We start from the raw sequence: 11,628 nt of genomic DNA, 5'->3' as shown, positions 1-11,628 counted from the left end.
TTACTTCTTCGCCGCAAACAACGCATCGAGCTTCTGCTCGAAGGTGTGGTAGTCGATGCGATCGTAAAGCTCCATGCGAGTCTGCATGGTGTCGATGACGTTCTGTTGCGTGCCGTCGCGGCGGATCGCGGTGTAGACGTTTTCTGCCGCCTTGTTCATGGCACGGAAAGCCGACAGCGGGTACAGCACCAGCGAAACGTCGGCAGCGGCCAGTTGTTCGGTGGTGTACAGCGGTGTCGCGCCGAATTCGGTGATGTTGGCCAGGATCGGTGCTTTCACGCGGTTGGCGAACAACTTGTACATCTCAAGTTCAGTGATGGCTTCCGGGAAGACCATGTCGGCACCGGCCTCGATGCACGCGGCGGCGCGATCCAGGGCAGACTCCAGGCCTTCCACCGCCAGGGCGTCGGTTCGGGCCATGATCACAAAGCTGTCATCGGTGCGGGCATCGACGGCGGCTTTGATACGGTCAACCATTTCCTGCTGGCTCACGATCTCTTTATTCGGACGGTGACCACAACGCTTGGCGCCGACCTGGTCTTCGATGTGAATCGCCGCCGCGCCGAACTTGATCATCGACTTCACGGTACGGGCAACGTTGAAGGCCGAGGAACCGAAACCGGTGTCCACGTCCACCAGCAGCGGCAAGTCGCAGACATCCGTGATGCGGCGCACGTCGGTCAGCACGTCATCCAGGCCGGTGATGCCCAGGTCCGGAACACCGAGGGAGCCAGCAGCCACCCCGCCACCGGAGAGGTAGATCGCCTTGAAACCGGCGCGCTTGGCCAGCAACGCGTGGTTGGCATTGATGGCGCCGACCACTTGCAATGGATGCTCGCTGGCGACCGCATCGCGGAAACGCTGGCCTGGAGTGCTCTTGTTGGAACTCATGACTCACCTCGTTTGGCTGTCGGGTTAACGCCGTCCTGGTAATGACGGGCGATGTTGCGTTTGGAGGCGCCGATGTGGCGGCGCATCAACAACTCGGCCAGCTCACCGTCACGGTCGGCGATGGCATCGAGAATTCGGTGGTGTTCGGCAAAGGCCTGGTGCGGGCGATTGGGCGTGGTGGAAAACTGGATGCGGTACATACGCACCAGTTGATACAGCTCGCCGCAAAGCATTTGCGTCAAGGTGCGGTTGCCGCTGCCCTGGATGATCCGGTAGTGGAAGTCGAAATCGCCTTCCTGCTGGTAGTAACCGCGGCCGGCCTGGAATGCCTCATCGCGCTCGTGGGTTTCGAGGACGCGACGCAGCTCGTCGATTTCTTCGACGCTCATGCGCTCGGCCGCCAGACGACAGGCCATGCCTTCGAGGGACTCGCGAATTTCGTAGAGTTCGATCAACTCGGCATGGTTGAGCGACACCACCCGTGCGCCGACGTGCGGCACGCGCACCAGCAGGCGCTGGCCTTCCAGGCGGTGGATAGCCTCGCGCAGCGGGCCTCGGCTGATGCCATAGGTACGGGCCAGCTCCGGCTCGGAGATTTTGCTGCCCGGAGCGATTTCGCCCTTGACGATGGCCGCCTGGATACGGCGGAAGACGTTCTCGGAAAGCGTCTCCGAATCATCTTGGGTAGAAACCGGGGGATCGAGTTGATCCAACATATTGTCGACACCTTGAAAGCCAATGCCGCAAAAACTAACGAATACGCAGGGCTTAGTCAAAGGATAAATAGATATTGTCGACAATCGTCTAATAACCGCTTTGTTTTATGATCGTTCCTGCGCTCTGCGCAGGAATGCCGCCTGGAACGCTCCGCGTTCCCCAGCGACGCCGGGCTCGAGTCCTGACGCGGAGCGTCACTGGATGCGTTTCCACGCAGAGCGTCGGAACGATCAACAATGCGGCGCCCTCTGTTTATAGCCACCGGCCAGCGCTGGCGCCAACAAACCACCGTGCTAGAATGCCGCCCGCATTTGTTTGTCACATCTGCACGGTCTGTCATAAAACACTGATAGGCATACGAAGGAGCTTGCGCAGCAATGCCAGGGTCTTGAATCGAAGTACGGCCCGCTGCGCACCAGGATTTATGAGACTCAAGCCCTTTTCCACCTTCCTTTTTATTCTTTGCCTGCCGGGTTTTGCCGCGGCGGGGGAAAAGACTGTGTACGGCCTCAATGAGTACGCTTCCCTGGGCGGTATCGACCTGGAAGTGGCCGCCAAACTCGACACCGGGGCGAAGACCGCCTCCCTGAGTGCCCGCGATATCAAGCGCTTCAAGCGCAATGGCGAATCCTGGGTGCGCTTCTACCTGGCCATCGATGCCGCCCATTCACACCCGATCGAACGACCGCTGGCCCGTGTCAGCAAGATCAAGCGCCGAGCCGGTGACTACGACCCTGAAGAAGGCAAGAAGTACACCGCCCGTCCGGTGATCGAGCTGGATATCTGCATGGGCTCGGCTTTACGCAGTATCGAAGTGAACCTAACGGACCGAAGTGCCTTCCAATACCCGCTCCTGATCGGCTCCGAAGCGCTCAAACGCTTCGATGCGCTGGTCGACCCCAGTCTTAAATACGCTGCCGGCAAACCCGCCTGCGCTACCGACGCTCATACCGCAGAGTAATTCCAATGCGCTCTCTTACCCTTCATCTGAAAATGCTGATCGCCATCCTGGTGGTATTGGGCATTTCAGTTACGGCCTATCAGATCTTCGTGCTCGGCATTCCCGTCACCGAGGACGCCACCGACGACTTGTGGAACATCGACGCCAAGGTCGAGTTCGTCGCCAGTGCCAAAGACCCGGTCAAGATCCAGATGTTCGTGCCGCCGCTGAGCCGTGACTATGTCAGCCTCAACGAGAGCTTCATCTCCAACAACTACGGCGTGGCCGTGAACCGCGTTGACGGCAACCGCAAGGTGACCTGGTCGGCGCGCCGGGCCAAGGGCAACCAGACGCTGTATTACCGCTTGGTGCTGACCAAGCGCTACACCGCTGAAAAAGCCAAGATCAAAGGCCCGACCTTCCGCGACAGCATCGCCATCGAAGGCCCTGAAAAAATCGCTGCCGAAGCCTTGCTCGCGCCGATCCGCCAGCATTCGGCCGACGTCGAGACCTTCATCAGCGAAGCCATCAAGCGGGTCAACAACAGCAACGACGACAACGCCAAGATGCTCCTGGCTGGCGATCCGACCCCGGCGCACAAGGCGAAGATCGTCGAACTGCTGTTGTCCATCGCCCACGTCCCGGTGGAAAAGGTCCACACCGTCCGTCTGGTGGCCGACCAACCACAGACACCGGAACTCTGGTTGCGCAGCTTCAACGGCACCGACTGGCTGTATTTCAACCCGGAGACCGGCGAACAGGGTCTGCCGACCGACCGCCTGCTGTGGTGGACCGGCGATGAAAACCTGATCACCGTCGATGGCGGCAAGAAAGCCACTGTCACTTTCAGCATGAACAACAGCGAAATGAACGCCATTCGCCTGGCCAAGCTGACGGATGAAAACACCGACGCCAACTTCCTCGAATACTCGCTGTACGGCTTGCCGCTGCAAACCCAGCAGACGTTCATGATCATGGTGATGATCCCGATTGGCGTGCTGGTGATCCTGGTCCTGCGCAACCTGATCGGCATCCAGACACTGGGCACGTTCACGCCGGTGCTGATTGCCCTGGCCTTCCGCGAAACCCAGCTCGGCTTCGGCATCGTGCTGTTTACCATCATCACGGCGTTGGGGCTGTCGCTGCGCTCCTACCTCGAACACCTCAAGCTGCAAATGCTGCCAAGGCTTTCGGTAGTGCTGACCTTTGTCGTGGTGTTGATCGCAGCCATCAGTTTGTTCAGCCACAAACTCGGTCTGGAACGCGGGCTTTCGGTTGCACTGTTCCCGATGGTGATTCTGACCATGACCATCGAACGCCTATCGATCACCTGGGAAGAGCGCGGCGGTGGCCATGCCATGAAAGTGGCGATCGGCACCCTGTTCGCCGCCTCCCTGGCGCACCTGATCATGAGCGTGCCGGAACTGGTGTACTTCGTGTTCACCTTCCCGGCGGTCCTGCTGATTCTGGTGGGCTTCATGCTGGCGATGGGTCGCTATCGCGGGTATCGCCTGACCGAACTGGTGCGTTTCAAGGCTTTCCTGAAAAAGGCTGACGCTTGATGTTCGGCTTCTGGAAAACCTGGAAGGCCCTGGAAGCCCGGGGCATCATGGGCATCAATCGGCGTAACGCCGACTACGTGCTCAAATACAACAAGCGCAGCCTGTACCCGATCGTCGATGACAAGATCATCACCAAGGAGCGCGCCATCGCCGCCGGCATCCATGTGCCGGAACTGTATGGCGTGATCTCCACGGAGAAGGAAATCGACAAGCTCGGCGAGATCATCGGTGGGCGCAACGACTTCGTGATCAAACCGGCCCAGGGTGCCGGCGGCGATGGCATCATCGTGGTAGCCGACCGTTTCGAGGGCCGCTATCGCACGGTGTCGGGCAAGATCGTTGCCCACGAAGAGCTTGAGCACCATATCTCCAGCATCCTCACCGGTCTGTATTCGCTGGGTGGCCACCGTGACCGGGCGCTGATCGAATACCGAGTGATCCCGGACCAGATTTTCAAGAGCATCAGCTACGAAGGCGTGCCGGATATCCGCATTATCGTGCTGATGGGTTACCCGGTGATGGCCATGCTGCGCCTGCCGACCCGTCAGTCCGGCGGCAAGGCCAACCTGCACCAGGGTGCCATCGGCGTCGGCGTCGACCTCGCCACCGGCTTGACCCTGCGCGGCACCTGGCTGAACAACATCATCGCCAAGCACCCGGACACCACCAACGCGGTGGATGGCGTGCAACTGCCCTACTGGGACGGTTTCATGAAGCTCGCCGCCGGTTGCTATGAATTGTGTGGGCTGGGTTACATCGGTGTCGACATGGTGCTGGACCAGGAAAAAGGCCCGCTGATTCTGGAGCTCAATGCCCGGCCGGGCCTGAACATTCAGATTGCCAACGATTGCGGGCTGACGTTGCGTACTCATGCCGTCGAGGCACGACTGGAAGAGTTGAAGGCCCGCGGCGCGACTGAAACCGTCGAAGAGCGGGTGGCGTACGTGCAGGAGATGTTTGGGCATATTCCGCCGGTCGAGGGCTGATCCTGATCTGATCGTTCCCACGCTCTGCGTGGGAATGCCTCAATGGACGCTCTGCGTCCGCTTTGGGACGCGGAGCGTCCCGGGCTGCATTCCCACGCAGAGCGTGGGAACGATCGACAAGCACTCAACCTGCCAATCCCCGACATCCCTCTAGGAGCAAATCCCCGAGGGGACTACAATCGCCACCCCGCCTCGATGGCTGATCCAACCCGCCCATGCTGACCTGCTCCGTACACCCGCTGCCCTATCGCGCCAACCCCGCCGAGTACTTCGCGGCCATTCGTCATGCCCCTGGCGCCGTGCTGCTCGACAGCGGCCGCCCCAGCGCCGACCGTGGCCGCTTCGACTTGCTCAGCGCCTGGCCGCTGGAACAACTCACGGTCTTGCCTGACGAGAATGGCGGCGATTTCCTGCAACGCCTTCGCGACAATCTGACACGACTGGGTGAAGCACAAGTTCCCCATGAGCTGCCGTTCGCCGGTGGCCTGATCGGCTACCTCAGCTATGACTTTGGCCGCCATCTGGAGAATCTCCCCAGCCAGGCGCAGGACGACCTGCAATTGCCGGACGCGCGTTTCGGTTTATACGACTGGGCGCTGATCAGCGATCACCAGCAGATGACCAGCCAGCTGGTGTTCCACCCGACATTGGCCGACAGCGAACGTCAGCGCCTGATCCAGCTGTTCAGCCACCCCGCCGGCGAAACAGTCCTGCCATTCAAATTGCAATCGCCGATGAATGCCGATCTGAGTGCCGATCAGTATCGCCAGGCCATCGAGCGTATTGAGCAATACATCCAGGCCGGCGACTGCTATCAAGTCAACTTCGCCCAGCGTTTTCGCGCGCCTTGCGCGGGTGATCCATGGGCGGCCTATAACGCATTGCGGCTGGCGTGCCCGACACCGTTTTCCGGGTTCCAGAGCCTGCCCGACGGTGGCGCCGTGCTCAGCCTGTCCCCGGAGCGGTTCGTCAAAGTCAGCAAGGGCCATGTCGAAACCCGCCCGATCAAAGGCACACGCCCGCGCGGCCTGACGCCTGCCGAAGATGCGGCAAACGCTGCCGAACTGCTGGCCAGCCCCAAGGACCGCGCAGAGAACCTGATGATCGTCGATTTGCTGCGCAACGACCTGGGCCGCACCTGCCGCACCGGTTCGGTCTCGGTGCCGGAACTGTTCAGCCTGGAAAGCTACCCGAACGTGCATCACCTGGTGAGCAGCGTGACCGGAGAATTGGCGGATGATCGCGATGCGCTGGACCTGATCGCCGGCAGCTTCCCTGGTGGTTCGATTACCGGTGCGCCGAAAATCCGCGCGATGCAGATCATCGATGAGCTGGAGCCCACCCGGCGCGGGCTGTATTGCGGTTCTTTGCTGTACCTGGACGTGCGCGGTGAAATGGACAGTTCCATCGCCATTCGCAGCCTGTTGGTCAAGGATGGGCAGGTGTGTTGCTGGGGCGGTGGCGGAATCGTCGCGGACTCCGAGTGGCAGGCCGAGTATCAGGAATCGATCACCAAGGTGAAGGTCCTGCTCGATACCCTGCAGAACCTATAGCCTTTTGTGGCGAGGGAGCTTGCTCCCGCTGGGATGCGAAGCACCCCCAAACCAGACACCGCCTACAGTCAGATAGAAGGCATGACCGGGTTGCGACTGCTGCGCAGCCGAGCGGGAGCAAGCTCCCTCGCCACAGGTGATGTTTACAAACTCAAGGTACGGTTGGAAGCCTTGATGAACTCCTGCTTCAGTTCCTCAAACGTATGCACCGCCGGGAACTGCGGGAACTCTGCAATGACGTTATCCGGCGCGTGGAACAGAATCCCCGCATCCGCTTCGCCCAGCATCGTGGTGTCGTTGTAGGAATCCCCCGCCGCAATCACTCGGTAGTAAAGGCTCTTGAACGCCAGGACTGACTGACGCTTGGGATCTTTCTGACGCAACTGATAGCTCGTCACCCGCCCGCTGTCATCGGTGATCAGACGATGGCAGAGCAAGGTCGGAAAGCCCAACTGACGCATCAGCGGCTGGGAGAATTCGTAGAAGGTGTCCGACAGGATCACCACCTGAAAGCGTTCGCGCAGCCAATCGACGAACTCGATGGCGCCGTCCAGCGGCTTGAGGGTGGCGATCACTTCCTGAATATCCGAAAGCTTCAGGCCGTGCTCGTCGAGAATCCGCAGGCGCTGTTTCATCAGCACGTCATAGTCGGGAATGTCCCGAGTGGTGGCCCTGAGGGATTCGATCCCGGTTTTTTCGGCGAAGGCGATCCAGATTTCCGGAACCAGCACACCTTCAAGATCCAGACAGGCAATTTCCACAAGACACTCCCATTTGTATTGTTTATTGGTCGAGCGAGCTAAAAGACTGCCGAACTCTAGCGATTCCGCCCCCACCGCGCAACGCAGAGGACGCCCCGACCGACGCCGCTTTTTGTTACCATCGGCCCAATATAGAGCGCCCAGCGCCACCGACCTGTAGGAAGCCGCCCTGATGAGCCCAACGTTCGACGTCGTGGAACTCGCCACGACCTATGCCAACAAATCCGCCCAGGACATCCTGAAACTCGCGTTCGCCGAGTTTGGCGATGACTTGGGGATATCTTTCAGCGGTGCCGAGGATGTGGTGCTGGTGGACATGGCCTGGAAGCTGAACAAGAACGTCAAGGTGTTCAGCCTCGACACCGGCCGCCTGCATCCCGAGACGTACCGTTTCATCGATCAGGTGCGCGAGCACTACAAGATCGACATCGAACTGGTGTCACCGGACTACACCAGGCTCGAACCGTTCGTGAAGGAAAAAGGCCTGTTCAGTTTCTACAAGGACGGTCATGGCGAATGCTGTGGCATCCGCAAGATCGAGCCGCTGCGTCGTAAACTCTCCGGCGTGAAAGCCTGGGCCACCGGCCAGCGTCGCGACCAGAGCCCCGGTACCCGCAGCGCTGTTGCGGTGATGGAGATCGACACCGCGTTCTCCACCCCGGAACGCACCTTGTACAAGTTCAACCCGCTGGCACAAATGACCAGCGAAGAAATCTGGGGTTACATCCGCATGCTGGAATTGCCCTACAACAGCCTGCATGAACGCGGCTTCATCAGTATCGGCTGCGAGCCCTGCACTCGTCCGGTGCTGCCGAACCAGCACGAGCGCGAAGGCCGCTGGTGGTGGGAAGAAGCCACCCAGAAAGAATGCGGGCTGCATGCCGGCAACATCATCAGCAAATCCAACACATAAACCACTGTAGGAGCGAGCCTGCTCCGGGCGGCGTTCCGACGATGGTCGTCAACGATAACGCTGGGTGACTGATACCCCGATGCGTTCTCGGGTTCATCGCGAGCAGGCTCGCTCCTACAGGACGCATGACCCTCTCAACAAATGTGTACACACGAATGTCACCATCGGTGCCATTTATGTGTGCACTTTTTGTTTAAACGCCCCCTAAAGTTACATTTCTGCTGGTGCATGACGGCGTCAGCCCTGCGCAGAAATTCCCTTCCTGAAATAAATACCTGTTCAAACGGTCAATTTATATCGACGATTTTTCAGTGACTTGGCGAAAAGCCATAACAAAACGAAATGAACAACGGAATTCATAGAACGTAAGGCTGGCAGGGATCTCGCTTAAGTGCATGCATGTTTTGTATACAATACATTCAAAACATACACACACTTTAGATCCGCAAGCCTGAAGCGCCCTATCCCGTACAGGCTGCAGATGCCCCGTAACCAATGATATTCGCTACACCGCGACGAAGATTTGTCGAGCCATGCGCTCATGCACAGTCATCGCGGCGTCGAGCATCAGGAGCCTGCCGGAATGCCTACAAGTCTTTCAAACAACAAACTTGCGCTGGATCTGCCCTCCTCCCACACCCCACCAACCGCTGTCGATCAGTTCCTTGATTCCTCTGTGGTGCTCAGTCCTCGCCTGCACAACAAAGACCTGGCGCCAACCAAGGCCGAAGGCCGGCGCTGGGGTCGGTACAGCATCTTCGCGTTGTGGACCAACGACGTGCACAACATCGCCAACTATTCGTTTGCTATCGGTCTTTATGCGTTAGGCCTTGGCGCTTGGCAGATTCTCCTGTCCCTGGGGATCGGCGCAGCGCTGGTGTATTTCTTCATGAACCTGTCTGGCTACATGGGCCAGAAAACCGGTGTGCCGTTTCCGGTCATCAGCCGGATCAGCTTCGGCATACACGGGGCGCAAATTCCTGCGTTGATCCGCGCGGTCATCGCCATCGCCTGGTTCGGCATTCAGACGTACCTGGCCTCGGTGGTCTTTCGCGTCTTGCTGACGGCGATCCACCCCGGCTTCGCCGAGTATGACCACGACTCGATCCTCGGGCTGTCGACCCTGGGCTGGATCTGCTTCGTGGCGATCTGGTTCGTGCAGCTGGCGATCCTCGCCTACGGCATGGAAATGGTGCGGCGCTATGAGGCGTTTGCCGGACCGGTGATTCTGCTGACCGTCGCCGCCCTCGCCGGCTGGATGTATTTCCAGGCCGACGCAACCATCGCCTGGTCAATTCGCGAACCCCTGAGCGGTGGCGAGATGTGGCGCAACATCTTTGCCGGTGGTGCGCTGTGGCTGGCGATCTACGGCACGCTGATCCTGAACTTCTGCGACTTCGCCCGTTCGTCGCCGTGTCGCAAAACCATCAAGGTCGGAAATTTCTGGGGCCTGCCGGTCAATATTCTGGTGTTCGCCGCCATTACTGTCCTGCTGTGCGGCGCTCAATTTCAGATCAATGGCCACATCATTGAAAGTCCTACAGAGATTATCGCCTCGATCCCCAACACGTTCTTCCTGGTCCTCGGCTGCCTGGCATTCCTGATCGTCACCGTGGCGGTGAATATCATGGCCAACTTCGTTGCCCCGGCGTTCGTGCTCAGTAATCTGGCGCCGAAGTACCTGACGTTCCGTCGTGCCGGCCTCATCAGCGCGGCCATCGCCGTGCTGATCCTGCCGTGGAACCTCTATAACAGCCCGCTGGTGATCGTGTACTTCCTCTCTGGCCTCGGCGCCCTGCTGGGTCCGCTGTACGGCGTGATCATGGTCGACTACTGGCTGCTACGAAAAGGCCGGATCAACGTGCCGCAGTTGTACAGCGAGGACCCGAACGGCGCTTATTACTACAGCCGTGGGGTCAATTTGCGCGCCGTGGCGGCGTTTATTCCCGCAGCGTTGATCGCCATCGTCCTGGCACTGGTACCGGGCTTTCATTTGGTGTCGCCATTCTCCTGGCTGATCGGCGCTGCGATTGCAGGGTTGCTTTACCTGATCATCGCCAAACGCCAACCGCACTACGCCGACATCAGCGGCGAAGCCATCGCGGTCGACAACGCCAGCCACTGACTCCATCGCGGCCCTCCAGCGTCGGGCCGCGAAACCACCCGCTATAAGGAGATCCCATGCGAATTCTCGTGGTCAACGTCAACACCACCGAATCCATCACCCAGGCCATCGCCCGCTCTGCCCAGGCGGTGGCCGCGCCCGGCACGGAAATCGTTGGCTTGACACCCTTCTTCGGTGCCGACTCCATCGAAGGCAATTTCGAAAGCTACCTGGCCGCCATCGCCGTCATGGACCGGGTGATGTCCTACGATCAGCCATTCGATGCCGTGATCCAGGCCGGATACGGCGAACACGGTCGCGAAGGCTTGCAGGAGCTGCTCAACGTCCCGGTGGTGGACATCACCGATGCCGCGGCGAGTACCGCGATGTTTCTCGGTCATGCGTACTCGGTGGTGACCACCCTCGATCGCACGGTGCCGCTGATCGAGGATCGCTTGAAACTCTCGGGTCTCTGGGATCGCTGCGCGTCGGTGCGGGCCAGCGGGTTGGCGGTGCTGGAACTGGAGCACGAGCCGCAACGCGCACTGGAGGCCATCGTGCATCAAGCGGAGTTGGCAGTGACTCAGGACAAAGCGGAAGTCATCTGCCTGGGCTGCGGCGGCATGGCCGGGCTCGACGAGCAGATTCGCCAGCGTACCGGGGTGCCGGTGGTGGATGGCGTAACGGCGGCGGTGACCATTGCCGAGTCGTTGGTGCGTTTGCGGTTGTCGACGTCAAAAGTGCGCACGTATGCGACGCCACGACCGAAGAACATCATTGGCTGGGCGCAGAAGTTCATGCGCTAGATCGCGTTATCGTTCATCGCCGACAAGCCCGGCTCCCACTGGATCTGTGGGAGCATGGCTTGCCCGCGATGGCAGCACCTCGGTATTGTGCCTGACTGAAACCGCACTGAACCACATTCCCCCCCCTGCGTACTGCCCTGACAGCATCCTCGCCAAAACGAAGCCATCGCACCCGGCCATTCCGTGACCTGTCGGTACCAGGCATGAACGCTGAACCCTCGCGTGTCGATATCAGGCCAGGAGGCGACGCGGACAGGCAACTGAATCGTCGGACAAGCCGGGTAAGGTGACGCGTCTTTTCATCTCAAAAACCACATCACGATGATGGGTTTGATAAGAACAGCAGCGTTTGAACGGTGCCGCTTTGAATGGGTGCACAGCAGTCGACGAATGAT

The 11,628-nt window shown here is 59.6% G+C and carries 10 protein-coding genes; 7 read left to right on the top strand and 3 right to left on the bottom strand.

Annotated elements, in window-relative coordinates:
* Both prpB and D8U69_RS02885 read right to left on the bottom strand, forming a co-directional pair.
* Complete coding sequence (gene prpB / locus D8U69_RS02890; RefSeq protein ID WP_056856953.1) at positions 1–891, bottom strand: methylisocitrate lyase; 891 nt, start codon at positions 889–891, stop codon at positions 1–3.
* A complete protein-coding gene (locus D8U69_RS02885) occupies positions 888–1,607 on the bottom strand; it encodes a GntR family transcriptional regulator (protein ID WP_056856952.1) in 720 nt (239 codons plus the stop codon). Before D8U69_RS02885 ends, prpB begins: the two co-directional genes overlap by 4 nt.
* 425 nt (positions 1,608–2,032) lie before the next feature.
* Here D8U69_RS02885 and D8U69_RS02880 point away from each other — a divergent pair, with 425 nt between their 5' ends.
* The 4 genes from D8U69_RS02880 to pabB all read left to right on the top strand — a co-directional run bounded on the left by D8U69_RS02880 (position 2,033) and on the right by pabB (position 6,649).
* Positions 2,033–2,569, top strand: a complete 537-nt coding sequence (locus D8U69_RS02880; protein ID WP_130906136.1) for an ATP-dependent zinc protease — start codon at positions 2,033–2,035, stop codon at positions 2,567–2,569.
* A gap of 5 nt (positions 2,570–2,574) precedes the next feature.
* Complete coding sequence (locus tag D8U69_RS02875; protein WP_056856950.1) at positions 2,575–4,110, top strand: inactive transglutaminase family protein; 1,536 nt, start codon at positions 2,575–2,577, stop codon at positions 4,108–4,110.
* Entirely contained in the window at positions 4,110–5,096 is a 987-nt protein-coding gene (locus D8U69_RS02870) for an alpha-L-glutamate ligase-like protein (protein ID WP_056856949.1), read from the top strand. The genes D8U69_RS02875 and D8U69_RS02870 overlap by 1 nt, the downstream gene beginning before the upstream one ends.
* Before the next feature lie 215 nt (positions 5,097–5,311).
* On the top strand, positions 5,312–6,649 hold the full coding sequence (pabB, locus tag D8U69_RS02860; protein WP_130906653.1) for an aminodeoxychorismate synthase component I: 1,338 nt from the start codon (positions 5,312–5,314) through the stop codon (positions 6,647–6,649).
* 143 nt (positions 6,650–6,792) lie between these two features.
* Here pabB and thrH read toward each other — a convergent pair whose 3' ends face one another.
* Complete coding sequence (gene thrH / locus D8U69_RS02855; protein WP_056856947.1) at positions 6,793–7,410, bottom strand: bifunctional phosphoserine phosphatase/homoserine phosphotransferase ThrH; 618 nt, start codon at positions 7,408–7,410, stop codon at positions 6,793–6,795.
* A gap of 172 nt (positions 7,411–7,582) precedes the next feature.
* Between thrH and D8U69_RS02850 the strand changes: the two genes are divergently transcribed.
* From D8U69_RS02850 to D8U69_RS02840, 3 genes are all read left to right on the top strand, one after another.
* Positions 7,583–8,323, top strand: a complete 741-nt coding sequence (locus D8U69_RS02850) for a phosphoadenylyl-sulfate reductase (protein ID WP_130906652.1) — start codon at positions 7,583–7,585, stop codon at positions 8,321–8,323.
* A gap of 583 nt (positions 8,324–8,906) precedes the next feature.
* Entirely contained in the window at positions 8,907–10,448 is a 1,542-nt protein-coding gene (locus tag D8U69_RS02845) for an NCS1 family nucleobase:cation symporter-1 (RefSeq protein ID WP_130906651.1), read from the top strand.
* A gap of 56 nt (positions 10,449–10,504) precedes the next feature.
* A complete protein-coding gene (locus D8U69_RS02840) occupies positions 10,505–11,233 on the top strand; it encodes an aspartate/glutamate racemase family protein (RefSeq protein WP_130906130.1) in 729 nt (242 codons plus the stop codon).
* Positions 11,234–11,628: the final 395 nt, after the last annotated feature.

It is taken from the genome of Pseudomonas sp. Sample_16, assembly GCF_004307665.1.
Taxonomy (GTDB): Bacteria; Pseudomonadota; Gammaproteobacteria; order Pseudomonadales; family Pseudomonadaceae; genus Aquipseudomonas.
Note: the sequence above shows the minus strand (reverse complement) of the source record. Positions and strands in the feature narration are given on the sequence as shown.

Bases quoted from the DNA above. Each gene is read 5' to 3' on its own strand.
- D8U69_RS02840 (WP_130906130.1), top strand. From the start codon at position 10,505: ATGCGAATTCTCGTGGTCAACGTCAACACCACCGAATCCATCACCCAG.
- pabB (WP_130906653.1), top strand. From the start codon at position 5,312: ATGCTGACCTGCTCCGTACACCCGCTGCCCTATCGCGCCAACCCCGCC.
- D8U69_RS02870 (WP_056856949.1), top strand. From the start codon at position 4,110: ATGTTCGGCTTCTGGAAAACCTGGAAGGCCCTGGAAGCCCGGGGCATC.
- D8U69_RS02880 (WP_130906136.1), top strand. From the start codon at position 2,033: ATGAGACTCAAGCCCTTTTCCACCTTCCTTTTTATTCTTTGCCTGCCG.
- D8U69_RS02885 (WP_056856952.1), bottom strand. From the start codon at position 1,607: ATGTTGGATCAACTCGATCCCCCGGTTTCTACCCAAGATGATTCGGAG.
- D8U69_RS02845 (WP_130906651.1), top strand. From the start codon at position 8,907: ATGCCTACAAGTCTTTCAAACAACAAACTTGCGCTGGATCTGCCCTCC.
- D8U69_RS02850 (WP_130906652.1), top strand. From the start codon at position 7,583: ATGAGCCCAACGTTCGACGTCGTGGAACTCGCCACGACCTATGCCAAC.
- D8U69_RS02875 (WP_056856950.1), top strand. From the start codon at position 2,575: ATGCGCTCTCTTACCCTTCATCTGAAAATGCTGATCGCCATCCTGGTG.
- prpB (WP_056856953.1), bottom strand. From the start codon at position 891: ATGAGTTCCAACAAGAGCACTCCAGGCCAGCGTTTCCGCGATGCGGTC.